The sequence below is a fragment of the Erythrobacter sp. S57(2025) genome (genome assembly GCF_057365055.1).
On the sequence record NZ_CP200299.1, the window covers coordinates 449,498 to 468,035 of the forward strand.

Consider the following 18,538-nt stretch of genomic DNA (forward strand, 5'->3'; position numbering starts at 1 on the left):
AATAATGCGTCTTGCTATGCGTCTTCCGCCCAAAAAGGGCGATGGTAGCAATGCTGGGGATTTTGACCCGCGTGATGACGAATCTGCGGACGTCATTGATCTTGCTAGCCGCAGTGGATTCTCTCCCGTGGCCGACCGCAAATCCAAGACTGAAGGGTTAGGCTTGGCCGCAGGAGTTGCCATTGTTGGCTTGCTCGGTGCGGTAAGCTTTTGGGCAATGACCGCTTCTGAGCAACCATTGTCGCAGCAGAACCCAGGTCCGCAATCCCCGCAGTCAGCAGCGCCAATTCCGGCTGCCACGCCGCAAACAGCTCAGGTTCCCGCGCCTGTCCCTACGCGACCCGATCCCGCACCTGCGCCAATCTATGCAAATTCGCCTGTTGTCGCAGCGGGACCAGCGGTTAATCCATATGCCAGCCCAAGTCTAGTCTACGATGCGAGTGCCGCAGCGGCAGCGGCGGCGCCTCAGCCTATAACCGGCGCACAGTCGGGTGCGGCGACGACTAGCACTGGAGATACCGGTGCTGGCAGCTCAGCGGCAGCCTTTGCGAGCCGAATTGGCGGCGTTGGCGGAGGGCCTGCGCAAGCGGTTCCGATGACCAATCCATCGACCACTGTAACAAAGGGGACGATGATCCCTGCCGTCCTGGAGACAGCGATCAACACCGATGTGCCCGGCTATGTCCGGGCGGTGGTAAGCCAGGATGTGCGCAGCTTTGATGGCAAAAACATTCTGATCCCACGCTCCTCTCGATTGATTGGCCAGTACCAGTCAGGCGTTCAGCAGGGTCAGCGACGCGCCTACGTCATATGGACCGATTTGATCCGGCCCGACGGCGCAACTGTGCAGATACAGTCTCCTGCGGTTGGCTTTGACGGGACGACGGGCCTCGCAGGCGATGTCGACACCCATTTCTTTAGCCGCTTTGGCTCGTCCATTCTGTTGTCAGTGGTCGGCGGCCTTGGCGCGATTGCCTCTGGAGGAACAACTTTGATCACCGGGGCAGGGCAAAGCGCGGCAAGCACAGCCTTGCAGCAAGATGGGCAGCGCCCGCCTACAATACGTGTTCGTATGGGTGAGCCAATTCGTGTGTTCACCGCTCGACCACTCGACTTCAGTTCGGTGAGCAATTGATCGGCATCTGGCCGATGTGACGATATGACCGCAGATATCCATCCTCTCAACGGTAACGGTGACTTATTGGGCGAAGCGAGCAAAGAGGCTGAGTTTAAAACCATCGGTGGTGAGCGCAGCGTCTATCTTGATGCCTATCTTGCCCCTTTTAAGCGCTGGCTTGACCGCGACACTGTGACAGAGATCATGGTCAATCAACCGGGCGAAGTATGGGTTGAGGACGCCTCTGACCCTGGCATCAAACGGATTGCTACTCCAGAAATTGATGATCGCCTCGTTCAACGTTTAGCGGAACAGGTCGCGCGGGTCAGCCATCAAGGGATCAATCGCGAGCACCCGCTTTTAGGTGCGACTTTACCAGACGGCGCACGTATTCAGTTTTGCGGTCCGCCAGCAAGCCGAAAGCACTGGGTGATGGCCATTCGCCGCCACCGACGACTTGATCTACCGCTTGACGCCTATGACACAGGCCCGCTTCTTGGCGAGCAAGTGGTTGAGCTGCCTGACGCGCAATTGCATCCGATCAATTATCTGCGTGAGGCCATTCGCCACCGACGCACCGTTTTGATCTCTGGTGGCACGAGCACAGGCAAAACCACGTTTCTCAATGCAATGCTGGGAGAAATACCACATCAAGAGCGCGTTGTTCTGGTTGAAGACACGCCTGAATTGAAATTCCCTGGAGAAAACTGTGTTGGCCTGGTCGCTGTCAAAGGTGAGCTAGGCGAAGCCAAGGTAACTCCTAATGAGTTGCTTCAGGCAGCCCTTCGCCTCCGCCCCGATCGCATTGTCCTTGGTGAATTGCGGGGCGCAGAGAGTGTGTCTTTTCTGCGCGCAATCAACACCGGGCATCCTGGCAGTTTCTCAACGATCCACGCTAACTCTTTGAAAGGCGCTCTTGAGCAGCTCTCCTTGATGGTCATGCAAACCGGCATTGGTCTCACACGGGCCGATACGATTGCTTATGCTGCCAATGTGATCGATGTGATCGTCCAATTAGGACGCGATGCGAGTGGCAAGCGCGGGATCACCGCTATCGCGGATAGCAAATCACTCATCTGAGTAAGCGAATTTTCAGAGAGATAAGTGACATAGCAAGGGTCGTGAATTAGAAGTCCGACCATGCATGGCATATTGATCTTTCAGATTTGGCAGGACGTTGAATGAGCAGCCCGATGACGAGCACTGTGCCCGATGTTTCAGCGGCAACTCCTCCTTCTGCTCCGCCATCCAACGTAGCGCCAGGCGGAGAGGTCTATTTCAATCGTGAATTGTCATGGTTGTCATTCAATGAGCGTGTCCTCGCCGAAGCCTGCAATCCGCGTTACCCGCTGCTTGAAAGGCTGCGCTTTCTATCCATTTCGGGAAGTAATCTCGATGAATTTATGATGATCCGTGTTGCTGGCCTTGTGGGGCAAGCGCAACGCGGGATCGACAAGCCCTCAATCGACGGTCGTACCCCCAAGCAGCAATTGCTGGCAGTGCGAGCAAAGCTGGCTGAGTTATCAGAGCGTCAGCAAGATATTTGGCGCGAAGTGCGCACTTCGCTTGCTGAAACCGATATTCATATTGCCGACGAGTTGCGCATAAAGCCTGAGGCGCATCACTGGCTCGAAGCGTTCTTCCTCGAAGAAATTCTCCCGGTCATTACCCCGCAGGCGCTCGATCCCGCACACCCGTTTCCCTTCGTCCATAACGAAGGCATGGGGCTGCTTTTCACGCTGACCCGCGATGCCGATCAAGAACAGATCATGGAGATGATCCTAATACCGACTGCGTTGCCGCGTTTTGTCCGTGTGCCGAGCGACATTAGCGGAACGGGTGAGGCAATTTACATTTCCATCGCAAGTCTCGTGCAGCGCTATGCGAAAAAGCTCTTCCCCGGCTTCACAATCGAAGGCGATGGGTTGTTCCGTGTGCTGCGCGATAGCGATATTGAGATCGAAGAAGAGGCAGAAGATCTCGTCCGCACTTTCCGAAGCGCCATCCAAAGACGCAGGCGAGGGCAGGTGATTCAACTTGAACTTGAGGAGGATTTTGATCCTCAGGCCGAGAAAATGCTGCTCGAACATCTTGGCGTGCATGAGGCCGCCGTGATCAAGACCGATGGCATGATCGGTATCGATGGATTGGCTGAGATTGTTGATGAGGACCGACCTGACCTAAAATTCGATGCCTATTCGCCGCGTTATCCGGAGCGCGTGCGTGAACATGACGGAGACCTTTTCTCCGCCATTCGTGAAAAGGACATTGTCATCCATCACCCCTACGAGAGTTTCGAAGTGGTGGTTGATTTCATCCGGCAAGCAGCTGCTGATCCTGACGTGGTAGCGATCAAGCAAACTCTATACCGTGCAGGTTCGCAATCTGCCGTGATCAACGCTCTGATCGAAGCAGCAGAGGCGGGCATTTCCGTCACTGCCGTGGTCGAGTTGAAGGCCCGTTTTGACGAAGAGCAGAACCTCAAATGGGCAACCAAGCTGGAGCGTGCAGGGGTTCAGGTCATCTATGGCTTCACCGATTGGAAAACCCACGCAAAAACGGCGATGGTTGTGCGGCGTGAGGACGACGGATTTCGCACCTACTGCCATTTTGGGACCGGCAATTACCACCCTGTCACTGCGAAGATTTACACCGACATGAGCTTCTTCACTGCAGACCCAAAGCTGGGCCGCGATGCTGCGAAGATGATGAACTTTGTGACCGGTTACGTCGAACCCAGCGGTTTAGAATTGATCTCAATTGCTCCTCTTGACCTACGTGAGGAAATCTATCGAAGGATCGATGCAGAGATTGCCAATGCCGCCAAGGGGTTGCCTGCTGCTATCTGGATGAAATGCAATCAAGTTACCGACTCAGGCATGATCGACCGACTTTATGCGGCAAGCGATGCGGGCGTGTCGGTTGAACTGGTTGTGCGTGGGATTTGTTGTCTACGGCCCGGTGTACGTGGGTTGAGCGAGAACATCCGGGTGAAATCGATCGTCGGCCGCTTCCTTGAGCACAGCCGCATCTATGCTTTCGCCAACGGGGAGCCGATGCCAGGGCCAAATGCTGCCGTTTTCATTTCATCAGCTGATTTGATGGGGCGTAACCTGGATCGCAGGGTTGAATCGCTCATCCCGATCCTGAATCGTACCGTCCATGATCAAATCCTTCAGCAAGTCTTGCTCGCCAATATGCTTGATACCGAGCAAAGCTGGTGGTTGCATCCCGACGGCAGCTATTCGCGCGTTGAAACCGATGCGAAGCCTTTCAATTGCCACCGATATTTCATGACAAACCCATCGTTGTCCGGTCGTGGTGGCTCGCTAGAGGCGGACGGTGTGCCCAAACTTTCCCTGCGCAGAGGCCGTGCTGGATGAATTTGAAGCGCAAACGGGGCGACAGGGATGGAGTCTTTGCGGGCAATACGCCTGAACGGGCAATTATTGATATTGGGTCAAATACAGTTCGGATGGTCATCTATGGTGGCTCTATGCGAGCGCCGACCGTGCTTTTGAACGAGAAAGTCACTGCAAAACTCGGGCAAGACCTCACCAAAAACGGAGCTATGACGGACGAGGCAATCGCGCTCGCTATGCGCGGCCTTGAACGCTTTGCTGTACTGCTCGATGATCTTGGTATCGAGAATGTTGAAACCGTTGCAACCGCTGCTGTTCGCGAGGCGAGCAATGGCTCTAAATTTGTCAGAACACTAGAAGGGCTGGGATTCAAGCCGCGTATCCTGACGGGCGAAGAAGAAGCTGCGCTGAGCGCACATGGCGTTGCAGGCGCATTTCCGGGTGCTCAAGGGTATGTTGCAGACCTTGGCGGTGGCAGTCTTGAACTTGTGGAGCTCAATAAAGGTGAAGTTGCACGCGCGGTGACGCTGCCGCTCGGTGCGCTGCGATTGCCAGACTTTCGCGGCAACAAGAGCAAATCGAGCGATGCTGATATGCGCAAGTCGCTTGAGAAAGTGATCCGGAAGTCAGGATGGGACCTTTCTCAGTCTGAAGATCACGAGGCACAGCCGCTTTATCTTGTCGGCGGAACATGGCGAGCGATGGCAGTGTTTGCGATGCAGGACCGTGGGCACCCATTATCGGACCCGCATGGGTTTGAACTATCGTTGAAAGAGGCGCGCGAGCTGGCGGCGACGTTGGTAGAAGAGACTCCCGAAACCCTAAAACGGCGCGAACGGATCTCTACAATGCGCGCTGAGAAACTGCCCGATGCGGCAGTGCTGCTTCAAGCGCTTTTGGCAAGGCTATGCCCTGAAAAACTGGTGTTCTCGTCATGGGGTCTCCGTGAAGGATTGCTCTATGATAGCTTGCCGCCGCACGACCAATCGCAAGATCCCTTGCTGGCGGGTGTTTCGGTCTTTGCAACGCAGCGCGGTGCGCCCCCTACTCTTGCTACTCGCATTGCCGCTTGGACGGTAGATGCGGCGCCCGCAAGTGCACATGGCAGCGAACGGCTAAGATTGGCCGCGACAAAACTGGGGCTCGCATCGATGCAGATTGAGCCAAACATCCGCCTGCCACAAGCGATTGACTGGGCCATGCATAAACGCTGGATCGCAGTCGATGGCGCCCAGCGTGCGATGCTTGCAGCCGCTATTGCGGCCAATGGTAACGCACTCGATTTGCCAAGTGACGTGCAAGCCTTGGCAAGCGAAGAGGCGCTTGAGGAGGCGATATGCTGGGGACTTGCGATCCGTTTGGCGCGCCGGCTTGGCGCGCGATCTAGGCGTTCACTTCAAGTGAGTAGATTGTTCGTGCGCGATGAAATTCTGGTGCTGCGCCTTGCGATTTCTCACGGTGCACTGTTCGGTCTTCCAACTGAAAAAGACATGAAGCTGTTAGCGGGTAGGCTCGGACTTGATTGGAACGTTGAGATTGTTCCAGACGAGGAGCTAAACTCATAAGGCTTGCGCCTAAGCTTTCGCATCTTTGCTGGAAAAAGGTGAGAAGTCGGTCTCTGTATCGAACAAATCGACGCCTTCAGCCTTTTTAAGCTTACCTACGACCAAATAGGTCACCGGCGTCAGTGCGGCTTCCCAGAACACTTTGAGCAGCCAGTTGGTGATCATCACTGTGATCACTGCCTCGGTGGTCCAGATGCCCCAAAAGGCGATGGGGTAAAAGATGAGGCTGTCTACGCCTTGTCCCACTACTGTGGAGCCGATCGTGCGGGTCCAGAGTGCTTTGCCCTTTGTCCAGACTTTCATTTTCGCCATGACATAGGAATTGACGAACTCTCCCGCCCAGAACGCGATGATAGAGGCGACAACAATGCGCCATGTGCTGCCAAACACGGATTCGTACGTTTGCTGGCAAATGTCGCCCGTGGGTCCATCAGGATCGGTTGTTGAGGTAAGCGGGCCTTGTCCATCAAAGCCACTTGCAGAGCAGGCCCAGCCGTCAAAGGCGGGCAAGCTCACGACGATGTAGCTCATGAAAGCGAGGAAGATCATCGCGGCAAAACCGGTCCAGATGACACGGCGGGCTCTCGCGAAGCCGTAAATCTCCGTCAGGATGTCGCCAATCACATAGCCCAATGGGAAAAACAGAATCCCTGCGCCATAGATGAACACGCCATCGGGAGCGGGCCACATACCTGATGGCCACCAACTGATTTCGATAAATGTAAGCTTGGCTGCACCGATGATGTTGGACAGCAGCAGGATCGCGACAAAGGCGGCCATGACATATTCGTAGTATCGGAATGTCACAGGCGCGTAGCTCGTTGCCTGGATCCCATCATGGGGGTCTTGGTCAAATTCGGCGGCAGGATCGATCTTTTCCATGGGTGAGGGCATTAGCGTGATTTGAAAGCCTCGCAAAGATCGCTATGGGCGTGTGGCTGCGCGCCCTTAGCTCAGCTGGATAGAGCACGGGACTTCTAATCCTGAGGCCGCAGGTTCGACTCCTGCAGGGCGCGCCATTTTTATCGTCGTTGGACCGTGTGCGGGATCAACCTCGGGCAACCGTTTCCAAGAGTTCGGAAGTTATCGGGTATCCGGCATCCCTCATTATTGTAAGCATGGGTGCTTCACCGCTCGTGTCGATCTGTGGGATAATCGTTTTGACGGGAATGGCTTCGGCATGTGCGCGGGCTTCTTCGAAGTTTGCGAACAGGGCGAGCCGCTCAAGATTGCGACGAGTTGGGAAAATCAGCTTAATCTCGCCTTGTTCTGCCATGTCGAGAGCGCCTTGCGCTGTTGTCCAAAATAGCTTTGCCGTTTCGGATTCGTCAGCTGAAACCTCTACATCGCCCGTGCCCAAATTGGCGAGGTAAAAGCGCGTGTCGTATACGCGAGAAATGTTCTCGTTCTTGGGATACCAGCGAGCAAACGGCGTGATTTGATCAAGGTCGATCTGCCAACCAAAGTGATCTAACACAGGAGCCAATGCGGATTTCTCGGCCAGCAACGCTCTGGCTTCATTTGCACGCCGGGCTGTCAGCTCACCGCTCAAGCCCAGCGCAAGGCCAGTTTCCTCAAGTGTCTCGCGGATCGCAGCAATTTGATGAGCAGCCTCGTCCGATGCGATGGCCAAATTAGATTGGGCGACAAGCTGCTCGCCTAACCCAAAGTCCGCATCATCAACCCGGCCACCGGGAAACACCGCCATGCCGCCAGCAAAGGTCATTGTGCGCGAACGCACTGTCATCAATATCTCAGGCACGCCGCCATCAGGGGCATCGCGAAAAATTATGATCGTTGCTGCGGGAATACCCTTAGGTGCGGCTTCAAGCGGCGTTGCAGATTCGCTGGTCATTAGTAGGTGATGCCGATCTGGCATCGGAAAGCCAAGGGCCAGCGGGAAATGCAATAGCAAGGCCTGTCGGTAAACCTTACAAGTCCGCAATAAGTTAATTACTGGAAACCAACCAAGCGATTGAAAGTATGAAGAAATTCATTTTTGGCACGCGCGGTGCATAGTAGGTCGTGAAGAAAGTGGTCTTCAATTTTTAGAGGTGGGCCCTTCCTGGTCTCTGGGTCTCACCTCCCCGTGCAAGAGAAAACCGCCCCGTCTGGTACAACGGGGCGGTTTTTCTTTTTGTATCGAACCTTTGCCGAACGTCGTTGCGCTGGGAGGTGAAAATAGTCAGCCTTCGATCTTGGCGACCTGCTTTTCATCCATCATCTGCTGAAGCTCGCCAGCCTCGAACATTTCCATCATGATATCGCTGCCGCCAACAAATTCACCCTTCACATAAAGCTGCGGGATAGTGGGCCAATCCGAATAAGTTTTGATGCCTTGGCGGACTTCCATGTCCTGTAGGACATCAACGCTTTCATACTGAACGCCGCAATGATCAAGTATCGCCACAGCGCGGCTTGAAAATCCGCATTGCGGGAAGAGCGGAGTGCCCTTCATGAAAAGGACAACATCATTGCCGGTTACGACGGTTTCGATCCGGGTATTGGTTTCATCAGCCATGGTTTGGGCCTTCGGTGTTTTGTTGAGTAATTCTGATATTTAGGTGGGGAGCACGGTAGTGACTTGCAAGGCGTGTAGCTCGCCGCCCATCTTCTCACCAATCGCGGCGTAGACCATTTTGTGCTGTTGCACGCGGCTCTTGCCCGCGAATTCCGCAGAGGTGACGGTGACTGCCCAATGATCATCATCACCGGCCAAGTCCCGCAATTCCACAATTGATCCGGGCATAGCAGCCAAGATCGCTGCTTTGATATCTGGTCCTGCCATTGGCATGATGGATCAGCTCTCGCTCATTAGCTGGCGTTTGGCCTCAATGCTCATTTCTTCAAGCTTTGTTCGAATATCAGATTCTGAAATGTCGGTATCCGCTGCGGTTAGATCGCCGAGCAGTTTTCGGATCACGTCTTCATCACCAGCTTCTTCAAAATCGGCTTGCACAACAGCCTTTTTGTAGGCGTCGGTTTCTTCTTGCGTGAGTTTCATTTCACTAGCGGCCCATTCACCGAGCAGCCGGTTGCGACGGGCCGCGATTTTAAAGGCAGTTTCCTCGTCCATCGCGAATTTGGCTTCTTCGCCGCGTTGGCGATCTTTGAAATCAGTCATTGGTCAGATCCCTTAGAAAAGTGTTGGGACTAAAGTAGGGTGCAGCGCCGCCAGCGGCAAGCGCTGCATGGGGCATTAGTCCATTGTCACAACCAACTTGCCAACCGCTTCGCGATTCTCAAGCTTGGCAATTGCTTCGCCGGCGCGTTCCAGTGGGAAGGTTTCTGAGACAAGGGGATCGATCTTTCCTGCAGCCATAAGCCCGAAGAGTTCCTTCACCTGCTCCACAAACTTCGCCGGTTCGCGCGCAGTAAATGCGCCCCAGAAAACGCCGCAAATGTCGCAAGACTTGAGCAACGTCAGATTGAGCGGCATTTTTGCAATGCCCGCCGGGAAGCCAACTACGAGGAAGCGTCCCTCCCAAGCGATGGCGCGCAATGCTGGCTCTGAATACTGGCCACCTACGATATCATAGACGATGTTCGCGCCCGTTGGACCGCAAGCTGCTTTGAACGCATTTGCCAGTTCCTTTGAAGCAGCTTTGTCCATTTCCTCGCGCGGATAAATCACAACCTCGTCCGCGCCAGCCTTGCGAGCCACTTCGCCTTTCGCCTCGCTAGAGACAGCAGCCACAACGCGTGCACCAAACGCCTTTGCGAGCTCAATTGCGGAAAGCCCTACACCGCCAGCCGCGCCAAGGATAAGGACCACGTCGCCTTCTTGGATGTGGCCGCGATCTTTCAAGCCGTGGATGGTTGTGCCGTATGTCATCAGCAATGATGCTGCTTTTTCAAACGGTACGCTGTCAGGAATTGGGAACATGCGGTTTGCAGGGACGATCGCTTTTTCGCGCAATCCGCCATTGCCCATGCCTGCCATGACGCGGTCGCCAATCTTAAAGTTTTCTACCCCTTCGCCAAGCGCTTCGACTACGCCAGCGAGCTCCCCACCAGGGGAATATGGACGCTCTGGCTTGAACTGATAGAGATCGCGGATCATCAGCGTATCGGGATAGTTGATCGCGCAAGCCTTTACCGCGACAAGCACTTCACCCTTGCCGGGGGTTGGGACCTCGATCTCATCTAATGTGAGTGTTTCTGGGCCGCCCACTTCGTGCGTTTGGATGGCTTTCATGGCGAGTTCTCTCCCTTAAATGTTGGTTCCGGTCATCAGCCAGTCTTGCGTGGCTTTCCGGCGATTTTCGTAAGTTCCGATGGCTTCTTGCCGTTCCAAAGTAAGCGCCACTTCATCAAGGCCGCCCATCAGGCAGTGTTTGCGAAATGGGTCAATTTCGAAGGCAAATCGATCTTGGAATGGCGTGGTCACCGATTGCGTGTCCAGATCAATATCGATTTCGTGACCATCGCGAGCCACCTCCAGCAGGCGGTCCACCGCATCTTGCGGTAGGACGATAGGTAAAATGCCGTTCTTCACCGCATTGCCCGAAAAGATGTCGGAATAACTTGGGGCGATGACCGCGCGTATGCCAAGATCAAGCATCGCCCAGGCAGCATGTTCACGGCTCGATCCACAGCCAAAATTATCGCCTGCGATTAGGATCGGTGCGCCTGCGAAAGCTGGGTCGTCAAACACGTTTCCATCTTGTTCGCGGATCGTCTCAAAAGCACCTTCACCCAAACCTTCGCGGGTGATCGTTTTGAGCCACTTGGCAGGAATGATGATATCCGTATCAACATTCTTCGCGGCCAGTGGAATGGCGCGGCCTGAGACCCGCGAGATAGCATCCATTTTTAGATCCTTAATCGGTTTCGGGCGGTTCACCGGATGGTGGCGTCTTTGCCTGATCAGGGCCCAGAGCACCGCTCTTGGATTTCTCGCGAAAGCGCTTGCCTGCATAGAGCAGCGCTGCTGCAATGGCCGCTGATCCAATGGTTGCGGCTGCACCGATAGCAGCATTGCGGGCGGTGGAGGATTTTGGCTCCTCAGAGCCTGCCTTTTCAGGAGGGGTTTTATCAGTCATACCATACTCTTGGGGCCCCCTTGCGGATGATGCAAGTAAGGGTAGATGAGTTTTGCCTCAAATAAGCTCACGCACGTCAGTTAGTCGTCCTTTGACTGCCGCTGCCGCTGCCATGGCAGGCGAGAGGAGGTGAGTGCGGGCACCCGGGCCTTGTCGCCCAACGAAATTGCGATTGCTTGTCGATGCGCAGCGCTCTCCTGAAGGTACTTTGTCGGGGTTCATGCCAAGACAGGCCGAGCAACCCGGTTCGCGCCATTCAAAGCCTGCCTCAGTGAAGATACGGTCAAGGCCCTCTTCTTCTGCCTGACGCTTCACCAAGCCTGAACCAGGCACTACAATCGCCCAGCGCACATTGTCCGCTTTTTTACGGCCTTTGAGCACCTTGGCTGCCGAACGCAGATCCTCGATCCGGCTATTGGTGCAAGAACCGATAAAAACGTTTTCTATCGGCACAGCATTCATCGCAGTTCCAGCGGCCAGGCCCATATAGTCTAAGCTCTTGGCGGCTGCGGCTTGCTTGCTCTCATCAGCAAAACTTGACGGTGCAGGCACAGCGCCGCTGATTGGCACTACGTCTTCAGGGCTGGTTCCCCACGTGACTGTCGGTTCGATGTCAGCAGCGTCGATAGTAACTGACTTGTCGAATTGGGCACCTGTATCACTGTGCAGCGTTTTCCAATAAGCGATTGCCGCGTCCCAAGCCGCTCCCTTGGGTGCCATAGGACGGCCCTTGAGGTAGTCGAATGTGGTTTCATCGGGCGCAATAAGTCCAGCGCGCGCGCCTGCCTCGATACTCATATTGCTAACCGTAAGGCGTTCTTCGATACTCATCGCCTCGAATACCGCGCCGCGATACTCGATCACATGGCCTGAGCCACCGGCAGCGCCGATTACCCCGATAATGTGGAGAATTACGTCTTTCGCAGTGATGCCGGGGCCAAGCTCTCCCTCGACCCTGATCTCCATACTCTTCGAGCGTTGGAGCAGCAGCGTTTGCGTGGCGAGCACATGTTCGACTTCGCTGGTGCCAATACCGAATGCAAGCGCACCTAATCCCCCGTGGCTCGCCGTGTGCGAATCCCCGCATACGATCGTGGTGCCAGGCAAGGAGAAGCCTTGTTCGGGGCCGACAACATGCACAATCCCCTGCTCGGCATCAGCATCGCCGATATATCGAATGCCGAATTCGGGAGCATTGCGTTCCAGCGCGGCCAATTGCGCTGCACTTTGCGGATCTTCGATTGGAACCTTGGCTCCTGTCGCATCGCGCCGCGCGGTTGTGGGCAAATTGTGGTCAGGTACCGCCAATGTTAGCTCAGGGCGGCGCACTTTGCGGCCAGCAATTCGCAAAGCCTCAAACGCTTGCGGACTGGTCACTTCATGCACAAGGTGCCTATCGATGTAGATGATCGCAGTGCCATCATCGCGGGTTTCGACGACATGATCGTCCCAGATTTTGTCGTAAAGCGTGCGGGGGCGGCTGGCCATTTTGAATACTCGTTTGCGTCTTTGTGATGCGATTAGCTGGGGCTGGGGGCGGCTGGCAAGCTATAGGACGAAATTGGTCTGATTGGTTATAGATTTGAAAGAGATTATCCTCTAACTTACACTCATGTCAGCAACGCCGTTCAGTTTCCCGATCACTGTCGCCCCCGAAGACATCGATTTCATGGGGCATGTGAACAATGCTCGTTACCTCAATTGGGTGCAGGATGCCGTGCTTGCGCATTGGAACAAGATTGCGCCAGCTGAGGATGTGGCGGAAAAGGCGTGGGTCGCGCTCAAGCATGAGATTACCTATCGCAAACCCGCCTTTCTGGAAGACGACGTGATCGCGCAGACTGTGCTTGAACGATATAACGGCGCGCGCGCTTTCTACAGAACCGTAATCCGGCGCGGCGAGGACGTGCTGGCAGAGGTGCAATCGAGCTGGTGCTGCATTGATGCAAAGACGCTGCGACCTGCCCGCATTGGTGAGCATTTGCGCGAATTCTTCTTCCCCGATGGCGAGTAAGCACGCCAGCAACCATGCTTGCCTCTATGCGAGCGCCACAGTCTGACCTATACGCACCCGAATGCTCTTCCAAAGCGTATCTAACACTATGACACGCAGCGACTTTACACTGCCTGATGCCAAGACTCAGACCCGCATCGGTTTGGCGCTGACTGCGGCGATTGCAGGCGGTTGGCTTGGTATCCACGCCTTTGCGATGTTTGTGTTTGAGCTGAGCTGGGCGACGCTTCCCTACGCTTTGCTGATGGCGGCGGTACAATGCTGGCTTTCGGTCGGCGTCTTCATCCTGTGCCATGATGCCATGCACGGCACTCTCACACCATCGAACAAACGATTGAGCGCTGGCATCGCGGCGGTGCTGCTCTTTCTTTACGCAGGGTTCGAATGGAAACGATTGCGCGATGCCCATCACACGCATCATCGCCTTGCCGGGCATGCCGGTGATCCTGACTTTGACGAGCACAACCCTTCGCATTTCGTCAAGTGGTATTGGACGTTCTTCAAACGCTATTTCGGCTGGCAATCCCTGTTGTTCGTGCATGCGGTCGTGGGTGTGTATTGGTTGATTCTGGACATACCGATGATGCAAATCGTCTTGCTTTACGGTGCGCCCGCACTGCTGTCCTCGTTGCAGCTGTTCTACTTTGGCACGTATCGCCCGCATCACCACGCCGACGACAAACCCTTCGTAGATAGCAACAACGCGCGTAGCGAGACCTTCAGCTCGTTTGTAAGCCTCGCAACGTGCTTCCATTTCGGCTATCACTTGGAACATCACCGCCGCCCAGACGTGCCATGGTGGGCATTACCGGGAGCAAAGTCGGCTGGTATTGGATCAGACTTCAGGGGACAGGAGTCGAGCGAGAAGGAGGTGCCTGCTGTATGACGTGGGCCGAATGCATCGCTGTTACCCTGGCTGCTCTTATCGGGATGGAGCTGTTCGCCTGGTACGCGCATAAGTACATCATGCATGGCTGGGGCTGGGGATGGCACCAGGACCATCACGAACCCCATGACAACACCTTTGAGAAGAACGACCTGTTCGCTGTCGTTTTTGGTACGATCAATGCGACCATGTACATCTTCGGTTCGCTCTATTGGGAATGGCTGTGGTGGGCTGCGCTTGGCGTGAACCTGTATGGCGTGGTCTATGCCGTGATCCATGATGGCCTCGTGCACCAACGCTTCTTCCGCTACGTGCCCAAAGGCGGCTATGCCAAACGTCTGGTGCAAGCGCACAAGCTGCACCATGCAACCATCGGCAAGGAAGGCGGGGTCAGCTTTGGCTTTGTGTTCGCGCGTGATCCGGCCAAGCTCAAAGCAGAACTGCGCGAGCAGCGCGAGGCGGGCACCGCTCAACTGCGCGACAGCGCCTCGGTCTAGTCGCAGGCTTACCGAGGCGTGGACGACGCACCAGACATCAAGGGTTTGTGGCAGGGCCAATACGGCTATTCCGCGAGTGCGGAGATTGGCGAAACCCCGTTCAAGGCTCGCATTGGCGTGACCGACGGCGCGCTTAGCGGCCTTATCATCGAAGATCATCACATCTCTGGCCAGCCGATCAAGGCTGAGATTGCGGGCGAGTTCAACGGTCGCATTCTGCGCTTCACCAAACGCTACGCCGAAGCCGGAACAGACTATAGCCGCGCGGTTGTGTACACCGGAGAGCTGTCTGCGGATGGCGTGACGATCTCTGGCACTTGGGCATTGCCCGATGACAGCGGGACGTTCTCTATGTCCCGGCCCGAATAGCCCAGTTGCTGCGGCGTGTCGGGGGGACAGCGAAATCTGAGCGGTACTTGGGATGGCACTTTTGCCTATCCCGACGTGCCAGAAGCCGGGCCAATCACGCCCTTCCTTGCGACCATCACCGATCGTGCTGGTGTCATCGAGGGCACCGTGATCGAACCACATGAGTTCGACAGTGGCACCACTGCTCATGCCGTCATTCTGGGTCAACGCATTGGCGGCGCAGTTCACTTTGCCAAGGACTATGTGCAAGCGGGCGAGGAGTACCGTGAAACCGTGCTCTATCACGGCGCGCTCAGCGAAGACGGCGAAATGATCACGGGCGAATGGAGCATCGGCCATTGGCGCGGAACCTTTGAGATGGTCCGCAATATGCGCGCCGTTTCCGAAGATGTGTGCGTAGAAGAGGCCACCGTGCAGAACGAGGCTGTCCAGAACGAGGCTGTGTGACACGCAAGTGTACGCTTTGAAAAAATCCAGAATGCCCGCAAACCCGCAGAAAACCGGCCTTCTTGGCGCAATCTGCTCTGCGTAACTGTAACCTTCCAATTTCCAGCTGTATCGCAAGCGCGCGCACCACCACTGTGAGGAGGACAAACCCTCAACATACGGTCTGCATTGCAAGTAGGAAAACGCTCAGCGCCCAAGCATGATGGGCCAAGCGAAAGGGGCTATGCCGCTGCCAGCCGCGCCGCGTGCTCTTTCACCAAAGCGATCATATTGGGCACGCCCTGCGTGCGATTGCTGGAAAGCTGATTTTTGAGATCAAACGGGGCGAGCGCGCCCATCACATCCATATTTGCGACTTCGCCAGCGGGCTTGTCCTGCACAGCGGCGATAACCAGTGCGACAATCCCTTTGGTAATCGCGGCGTTGCTGTCGGCCAGGAAGTGCAAGCTCTCTGTTTGCTCGGTCGGGTAGACCCACACGGCGGCAGAACATCCCCGCACCAGTGTCGCATCGGTCTTCAGCGCTCCGGGCATATCCTCCAGCTCTCGGCCGAGCTCAATCAAAAGCGAATAGCGTTCATCGCCTTCGAGGAATTCATATTCTTCTAAAATGTCTTCGAGAGTTCGCATGCGGGCCATGTAGTGGCCGCGCTCACGTTTGCCTAGACGCAGTGGAGCGGGCGACCAGGCTTGTGCGCGAAAAGCGCGCCTTACAACTCAACTCCGCTGGCAATCGCTTCCAGCTTTTTGATCCGCTCTTTCATGTCGGCGAGTTCAATACGTGCCGCTCCGACGCCAGCGCCGCCTTCGATCTCTTGCGCGGGACCTGCCTGATGATGGCCAACGCGCTCGATCTCTTGACGCTTTAGCTCAAGCCAGCCTTGCCACGCGCGCAGGCCCACAAAGGCGACTACGCACATTCCAAAAAAGCAGGTGACTGCAACGACGAGGGTAGGTGACATCATCATTTGGCTTACTCCCCCTTGGGTTCCAATTGAGGCGATGGGATCCGTGGTTTGAGTGCGGGTTCGTGAGGCGCACGCAAAGCTTCGATTTCAGAGGCGATGCGCGCACGTTCACGCGCATCGGGATTGTTTGCATCGGTCGCGATGCGTTCCAGAACGTGCAGTCGTTCACGCAATTGCTCGATTTCGCGGCGCGTCTCTTCCAGTTCTGCGCGCGATTGCGGTTCTTCGCGGCCAACAAATGTCTCGTTGCCGTCTTCGTCGGAAATGATTCCGGCGCGCGCTTTGGCAATGTTCACCACGCCCCAAATTACAATCGCGACAATGGCAACGATGGACCAGTCAAACATTAATTCTGCCCTCTCAGTTTGGCATGTGTCGGGGTGGAGGGCTCGCGCAGCGCCTCGATTTCTTCGGCAAGGTCAATCGACCGGTCGGTTGCGATGCGTTCCAGCACTTGCACACGCTCTTCGAGGCTTGCGGTGGAGGCCCGCTCGATAGCCGCGCGGTTGCGGTCGTGCTTGCGGCGACGCATCACCAGATAGACGGTCGCGCCAGTCGCCAGCACGGCAACGCCGACCATTTGCAAAGCGTCAAAGACAAGCGCGGTGTCTGCTCCGAACATCAGGCGTTTCCTTTATCCGTGCGATGTTCCAGCGCGCGGTCACGCAGCGCATCGATTTCGCTGGTCAGCGTGAAGCCGCCATCGGTCACAATCCGCTCTACATTGGCGAGGCGATCCTTGACCGAGCCCAGCTCAGCACGCAGCTCCGCATTCTCTTGCGTTAGAAGCGCGACGCGTTGTTTGGCTTCGTTGTCCGTCGATGGTTTAATGGTCTGGCCCCATGCCCCTTCGAGTGGGTAGCCATGCTTGATCCGAAGACGAGTGGTGTGGATCCACCCACCAACACTCATCGCACCCAGGGCCAAGGCACCACCAATAATCCACGGCAAGTTAGGGACGATAATGGCTGCGGCATCGACGCTCATGATTGGGTTTCCTTTTGGCGAATATTGAGGGGGGTGCCGTTATTGGCGACTGCAACTGGGCTATTGCGCAGGCCTTCGATTTCTTCAGAGAGCGAATAGCCTTTGTCTGTGACAATCCGCTCCAGCACTCGAACGCGTTCTTCCAATTCCGACTTTTCGGTCGCGATCTGCGCGGTGCGGTTGGAACCGCGCTGTTCAGCCAGTTCAACACGCAGGCCCGTGATCCGCCGGTTCACAGCATAGACGCCGTAAATCGCGGCGCCGCCAATCGGCACGGCAAAAAGCAAGAATTCGAAGAAATCGCCCATCATGCCTTTTCCTGTTTTCCGATGTTTAGAGGCACGCCGCTATCCGATTTGGACGAGGGCACATCACGCAAAGCTTCGATCTCTTCTGAAAGCGAGTATCCGCGATCAGTCACGATCTTTTCCAGCACCACCATGCGGTCTTGAACTTGGTCGAGCTTCTCGTGAAGTTCGCGGTTCTCGGCCTTTAGGCGCTTGGTTTCCTGAGTATCTTCCTTCTTTGCTGACTTTCCGCCCCACTCATCTTCAAGCTCGTATCCATGCTTGGCGCGGATCCAATTGTTGATGATCCACGCGCCATACGACACGGCGATGATAGCGATGACGAAAGAGGGCCCACCCCAATCCATTATACTTGTTCCTTCTTCTCGATGTTGAGAGGCACGCCGCTGGTTTGCTCTTCGACCTCTTTGATGTCGCGCAAGGCTTCGATCTGGGTCGCGATGTCATAACCGCGGTCGGTGACAATGCGCTCGAGCACTTGGACGCGGTCTTCGAGCGCTTTCATGTTGGCGGCATATTGCGCAGCCTTTTCAGCGGTCGCATCTGCGGTAGTGTCCATCTTGATTTCGGCCATCTTCTGCTGATGTTTGGCCCAGATCGCGACAACTGGGATGCTGACCCCGATAATCGGGATCATGAGTGCCAGTGTTCCTGCGTCTAACATTTAATACCCCTTGATATTGTCGAATGCGCTTAGCGCAGGTCTTCGATTTCTTTGGCCGTCCGGCGAGCCGGATCGGTGGCGATTGTTTCAAGCACAGCGAGACGGTCCTCCATCATTTCCATGCGTTCTTGCATCTGAGCCTTTTCGTCAGTGAGCCGCTCAACCTGGCGGCTATGAGTGAACTCGATGGCTCGTTCTTTATGCCTGAGCCAGCTGTCCCACATGCCATAGATAGCTGCCGGAACGCCTACGCCTGCAAACATCAGCCCCAGCATAATTCCTGTTTCCATGCTCTTGGTCCTTCACACTG

The 18,538-nt window shown here is 55.6% G+C and carries 27 protein-coding genes and 1 tRNA gene; 10 read left to right on the forward strand and 18 right to left on the reverse strand.

From position 1 onward, the window contains the following. Positions 1 to 4 precede the first annotated feature (4 nt). The 4 genes from AC0V6N_RS02020 (at position 5) to AC0V6N_RS02035 (ending at position 6,044) form a co-directional block, all read left to right on the forward strand. Positions 5 to 1,135, forward strand: coding sequence for a TrbI/VirB10 family protein (locus tag AC0V6N_RS02020; RefSeq protein ID WP_486169926.1), 1,131 nt, complete (start codon positions 5 to 7; stop codon positions 1,133 to 1,135). Between the two features lie 24 nt (positions 1,136 to 1,159). Next, entirely contained in the window at positions 1,160 to 2,197 is a 1,038-nt protein-coding gene (virB11, locus tag AC0V6N_RS02025) for a P-type DNA transfer ATPase VirB11 (RefSeq protein WP_486169927.1), read from the forward strand. A gap of 101 nt (positions 2,198 to 2,298) precedes the next feature. Next, positions 2,299 to 4,500: an RNA degradosome polyphosphate kinase gene (locus AC0V6N_RS02030; protein ID WP_486169928.1), complete on the forward strand. Its 2,202-nt coding sequence runs from the start codon at positions 2,299 to 2,301 to the stop codon at positions 4,498 to 4,500. After that, complete coding sequence (locus AC0V6N_RS02035) at positions 4,497 to 6,044, forward strand: Ppx/GppA phosphatase family protein (protein WP_486169929.1); 1,548 nt, start codon at positions 4,497 to 4,499, stop codon at positions 6,042 to 6,044. Before AC0V6N_RS02030 ends, AC0V6N_RS02035 begins: the two co-directional genes overlap by 4 nt. 9 nt (positions 6,045 to 6,053) lie before the next feature. Here the strand turns inward: AC0V6N_RS02035 and AC0V6N_RS02040 are convergent, their stop codons facing one another. Next, positions 6,054 to 6,926, reverse strand: coding sequence for a queuosine precursor transporter (locus tag AC0V6N_RS02040; RefSeq protein WP_486169930.1), 873 nt, complete (start codon positions 6,924 to 6,926; stop codon positions 6,054 to 6,056). Between the two features lie 60 nt (positions 6,927 to 6,986). On the opposite strand from AC0V6N_RS02040, the gene AC0V6N_RS02045 reads away from it, so the two are divergent. After that, a tRNA-Arg gene (locus AC0V6N_RS02045) sits at positions 6,987 to 7,063 on the forward strand. A gap of 29 nt (positions 7,064 to 7,092) precedes the next feature. Here the strand turns inward: AC0V6N_RS02045 and AC0V6N_RS02050 are convergent. The 8 genes from AC0V6N_RS02050 to leuC form a co-directional block, all read right to left on the reverse strand. Beyond that, on the reverse strand, positions 7,093 to 7,899 hold the full coding sequence (locus AC0V6N_RS02050; protein ID WP_486169931.1) for an NUDIX hydrolase: 807 nt from the start codon (positions 7,897 to 7,899) through the stop codon (positions 7,093 to 7,095). A gap of 330 nt (positions 7,900 to 8,229) precedes the next feature. Beyond that, the gene (grxD, locus tag AC0V6N_RS02055; protein WP_486169932.1) at positions 8,230 to 8,565 is read right to left on the reverse strand and encodes a Grx4 family monothiol glutaredoxin; all 336 of its coding nucleotides are present in this window, start codon (positions 8,563 to 8,565) and stop codon (positions 8,230 to 8,232) included. A 39-nt stretch (positions 8,566 to 8,604) separates the two neighbouring features. After that, positions 8,605 to 8,838 (reverse strand): BolA/IbaG family iron-sulfur metabolism protein, encoded by a 234-nt coding sequence (locus AC0V6N_RS02060; protein WP_486169933.1) that lies wholly within the window; start codon positions 8,836 to 8,838, stop codon positions 8,605 to 8,607. Positions 8,839 to 8,844: 6 nt separating this feature from the next. Further along, complete coding sequence (locus tag AC0V6N_RS02065) at positions 8,845 to 9,168, reverse strand: DUF1476 domain-containing protein (protein ID WP_486169934.1); 324 nt, start codon at positions 9,166 to 9,168, stop codon at positions 8,845 to 8,847. 75 nt (positions 9,169 to 9,243) lie between these two features. Next, positions 9,244 to 10,242, reverse strand: coding sequence for an NADPH:quinone oxidoreductase family protein (locus AC0V6N_RS02070; protein WP_486169935.1), 999 nt, complete (start codon positions 10,240 to 10,242; stop codon positions 9,244 to 9,246). A gap of 15 nt (positions 10,243 to 10,257) precedes the next feature. Then, complete coding sequence (gene leuD, locus AC0V6N_RS02075) at positions 10,258 to 10,857, reverse strand: 3-isopropylmalate dehydratase small subunit (RefSeq protein WP_486169936.1); 600 nt, start codon at positions 10,855 to 10,857, stop codon at positions 10,258 to 10,260. Positions 10,858 to 10,867: 10 nt separating this feature from the next. Then, complete coding sequence (locus tag AC0V6N_RS02080; RefSeq protein ID WP_486169937.1) at positions 10,868 to 11,089, reverse strand: isopropylmalate isomerase; 222 nt, start codon at positions 11,087 to 11,089, stop codon at positions 10,868 to 10,870. A gap of 57 nt (positions 11,090 to 11,146) precedes the next feature. Next, positions 11,147 to 12,577, reverse strand: coding sequence for a 3-isopropylmalate dehydratase large subunit (gene leuC, locus AC0V6N_RS02085; RefSeq protein ID WP_486169938.1), 1,431 nt, complete (start codon positions 12,575 to 12,577; stop codon positions 11,147 to 11,149). A 124-nt stretch (positions 12,578 to 12,701) separates the two neighbouring features. On the opposite strand from leuC, the gene AC0V6N_RS02090 reads away from it, so the two are divergent. The 5 genes from AC0V6N_RS02090 to AC0V6N_RS02110 all read left to right on the forward strand — a co-directional run bounded on the left by AC0V6N_RS02090 (position 12,702) and on the right by AC0V6N_RS02110 (position 15,302). Further along, positions 12,702 to 13,103, forward strand: coding sequence for an acyl-CoA thioesterase (locus tag AC0V6N_RS02090; protein ID WP_486169939.1), 402 nt, complete (start codon positions 12,702 to 12,704; stop codon positions 13,101 to 13,103). Positions 13,104 to 13,191: 88 nt separating this feature from the next. Continuing rightward, complete coding sequence (locus AC0V6N_RS02095) at positions 13,192 to 13,989, forward strand: fatty acid desaturase (RefSeq protein WP_486169940.1); 798 nt, start codon at positions 13,192 to 13,194, stop codon at positions 13,987 to 13,989. Further along, the gene (locus AC0V6N_RS02100; protein WP_486169941.1) at positions 13,986 to 14,486 is read left to right on the forward strand and encodes a sterol desaturase family protein; all 501 of its coding nucleotides are present in this window, start codon (positions 13,986 to 13,988) and stop codon (positions 14,484 to 14,486) included. The genes AC0V6N_RS02095 and AC0V6N_RS02100 overlap by 4 nt, the downstream gene beginning before the upstream one ends. Before the next feature lie 18 nt (positions 14,487 to 14,504). Continuing rightward, positions 14,505 to 14,855, forward strand: a complete 351-nt coding sequence (locus tag AC0V6N_RS02105) for a hypothetical protein (RefSeq protein WP_486169942.1) — start codon at positions 14,505 to 14,507, stop codon at positions 14,853 to 14,855. 15 nt (positions 14,856 to 14,870) lie between these two features. Further along, a complete protein-coding gene (locus AC0V6N_RS02110) occupies positions 14,871 to 15,302 on the forward strand; it encodes a hypothetical protein (protein ID WP_486169943.1) in 432 nt (143 codons plus the stop codon). A gap of 221 nt (positions 15,303 to 15,523) precedes the next feature. Here AC0V6N_RS02110 and AC0V6N_RS02115 read toward each other — a convergent pair whose 3' ends face one another. From AC0V6N_RS02115 to AC0V6N_RS02155, 9 genes are all read right to left on the reverse strand, one after another. Continuing rightward, positions 15,524 to 15,931, reverse strand: coding sequence for a SufE family protein (locus tag AC0V6N_RS02115; RefSeq protein ID WP_486172406.1), 408 nt, complete (start codon positions 15,929 to 15,931; stop codon positions 15,524 to 15,526). Positions 15,932 to 16,011: 80 nt separating this feature from the next. Next, on the reverse strand, positions 16,012 to 16,266 hold the full coding sequence (locus tag AC0V6N_RS02120) for a hypothetical protein (protein WP_486172407.1): 255 nt from the start codon (positions 16,264 to 16,266) through the stop codon (positions 16,012 to 16,014). Between the two features lie 8 nt (positions 16,267 to 16,274). After that, positions 16,275 to 16,616 (reverse strand): hypothetical protein, encoded by a 342-nt coding sequence (locus tag AC0V6N_RS02125; RefSeq protein WP_486169944.1) that lies wholly within the window; start codon positions 16,614 to 16,616, stop codon positions 16,275 to 16,277. Next, positions 16,616 to 16,891 (reverse strand): hypothetical protein, encoded by a 276-nt coding sequence (locus AC0V6N_RS02130; protein WP_486169945.1) that lies wholly within the window; start codon positions 16,889 to 16,891, stop codon positions 16,616 to 16,618. The genes AC0V6N_RS02125 and AC0V6N_RS02130 overlap by 1 nt, the downstream gene beginning before the upstream one ends. Continuing rightward, positions 16,891 to 17,256 (reverse strand): hypothetical protein, encoded by a 366-nt coding sequence (locus AC0V6N_RS02135; RefSeq protein WP_486169946.1) that lies wholly within the window; start codon positions 17,254 to 17,256, stop codon positions 16,891 to 16,893. Before AC0V6N_RS02135 ends, AC0V6N_RS02130 begins: the two co-directional genes overlap by 1 nt. Further along, positions 17,253 to 17,567 carry a hypothetical protein gene (locus AC0V6N_RS02140; protein WP_486169947.1) on the reverse strand — a complete coding sequence of 105 codons (315 nt, stop codon included), beginning with the start codon at positions 17,565 to 17,567 and terminating at the stop codon, positions 17,253 to 17,255. The genes AC0V6N_RS02135 and AC0V6N_RS02140 overlap by 4 nt, the downstream gene beginning before the upstream one ends. Then, entirely contained in the window at positions 17,564 to 17,911 is a 348-nt protein-coding gene (locus AC0V6N_RS02145; protein WP_486169948.1) for a hypothetical protein, read from the reverse strand. Before AC0V6N_RS02145 ends, AC0V6N_RS02140 begins: the two co-directional genes overlap by 4 nt. Continuing rightward, positions 17,911 to 18,228: a hypothetical protein gene (locus AC0V6N_RS02150; protein WP_486169949.1), complete on the reverse strand. Its 318-nt coding sequence runs from the start codon at positions 18,226 to 18,228 to the stop codon at positions 17,911 to 17,913. The genes AC0V6N_RS02145 and AC0V6N_RS02150 overlap by 1 nt, the downstream gene beginning before the upstream one ends. Before the next feature lie 29 nt (positions 18,229 to 18,257). After that, positions 18,258 to 18,518 (reverse strand): hypothetical protein, encoded by a 261-nt coding sequence (locus AC0V6N_RS02155; protein WP_486169950.1) that lies wholly within the window; start codon positions 18,516 to 18,518, stop codon positions 18,258 to 18,260. Positions 18,519 to 18,538 lie beyond the last annotated feature (20 nt).

Bases quoted from the DNA above. Each gene is read 5' to 3' on its own strand.
- AC0V6N_RS02130 (WP_486169945.1), bottom strand. From the start codon at position 16,891: ATGTTCGGAGCAGACACCGCGCTTGTCTTTGACGCTTTGCAAATGGTC.
- AC0V6N_RS02140 (WP_486169947.1), bottom strand. From the start codon at position 17,567: ATGATGGGCGATTTCTTCGAATTCTTGCTTTTTGCCGTGCCGATTGGC.
- AC0V6N_RS02060 (WP_486169933.1), bottom strand. From the start codon at position 8,838: ATGCCAATGGCAGGACCAGATATCAAAGCAGCGATCTTGGCTGCTATG.
- AC0V6N_RS02125 (WP_486169944.1), bottom strand. From the start codon at position 16,616: ATGTTTGACTGGTCCATCGTTGCCATTGTCGCGATTGTAATTTGGGGC.
- AC0V6N_RS02020 (WP_486169926.1), top strand. From the start codon at position 5: ATGCGTCTTGCTATGCGTCTTCCGCCCAAAAAGGGCGATGGTAGCAAT.
- AC0V6N_RS02080 (WP_486169937.1), bottom strand. From the start codon at position 11,089: ATGACTGATAAAACCCCTCCTGAAAAGGCAGGCTCTGAGGAGCCAAAA.
- AC0V6N_RS02135 (WP_486169946.1), bottom strand. From the start codon at position 17,256: ATGAGCGTCGATGCCGCAGCCATTATCGTCCCTAACTTGCCGTGGATT.
- AC0V6N_RS02145 (WP_486169948.1), bottom strand. From the start codon at position 17,911: ATGGATTGGGGTGGGCCCTCTTTCGTCATCGCTATCATCGCCGTGTCG.
- grxD (WP_486169932.1), bottom strand. From the start codon at position 8,565: ATGGCTGATGAAACCAATACCCGGATCGAAACCGTCGTAACCGGCAAT.
- AC0V6N_RS02115 (WP_486172406.1), bottom strand. From the start codon at position 15,931: ATGCGAACTCTCGAAGACATTTTAGAAGAATATGAATTCCTCGAAGGC.
- AC0V6N_RS02035 (WP_486169929.1), top strand. From the start codon at position 4,497: ATGAATTTGAAGCGCAAACGGGGCGACAGGGATGGAGTCTTTGCGGGC.
- AC0V6N_RS02150 (WP_486169949.1), bottom strand. From the start codon at position 18,228: ATGTTAGACGCAGGAACACTGGCACTCATGATCCCGATTATCGGGGTC.
- virB11 (WP_486169927.1), top strand. From the start codon at position 1,160: ATGACCGCAGATATCCATCCTCTCAACGGTAACGGTGACTTATTGGGC.
- AC0V6N_RS02070 (WP_486169935.1), bottom strand. From the start codon at position 10,242: ATGAAAGCCATCCAAACGCACGAAGTGGGCGGCCCAGAAACACTCACA.
- AC0V6N_RS02120 (WP_486172407.1), bottom strand. From the start codon at position 16,266: ATGATGTCACCTACCCTCGTCGTTGCAGTCACCTGCTTTTTTGGAATG.
- AC0V6N_RS02090 (WP_486169939.1), top strand. From the start codon at position 12,702: ATGTCAGCAACGCCGTTCAGTTTCCCGATCACTGTCGCCCCCGAAGAC.
- leuC (WP_486169938.1), bottom strand. From the start codon at position 12,577: ATGGCCAGCCGCCCCCGCACGCTTTACGACAAAATCTGGGACGATCAT.
- AC0V6N_RS02155 (WP_486169950.1), bottom strand. From the start codon at position 18,518: ATGGAAACAGGAATTATGCTGGGGCTGATGTTTGCAGGCGTAGGCGTT.
- AC0V6N_RS02095 (WP_486169940.1), top strand. From the start codon at position 13,192: ATGACACGCAGCGACTTTACACTGCCTGATGCCAAGACTCAGACCCGC.
- AC0V6N_RS02065 (WP_486169934.1), bottom strand. From the start codon at position 9,168: ATGACTGATTTCAAAGATCGCCAACGCGGCGAAGAAGCCAAATTCGCG.
- AC0V6N_RS02040 (WP_486169930.1), bottom strand. From the start codon at position 6,926: ATGGAAAAGATCGATCCTGCCGCCGAATTTGACCAAGACCCCCATGAT.
- leuD (WP_486169936.1), bottom strand. From the start codon at position 10,857: ATGGATGCTATCTCGCGGGTCTCAGGCCGCGCCATTCCACTGGCCGCG.
- AC0V6N_RS02050 (WP_486169931.1), bottom strand. From the start codon at position 7,899: ATGACCAGCGAATCTGCAACGCCGCTTGAAGCCGCACCTAAGGGTATT.
- AC0V6N_RS02030 (WP_486169928.1), top strand. From the start codon at position 2,299: ATGAGCAGCCCGATGACGAGCACTGTGCCCGATGTTTCAGCGGCAACT.
- AC0V6N_RS02100 (WP_486169941.1), top strand. From the start codon at position 13,986: ATGACGTGGGCCGAATGCATCGCTGTTACCCTGGCTGCTCTTATCGGG.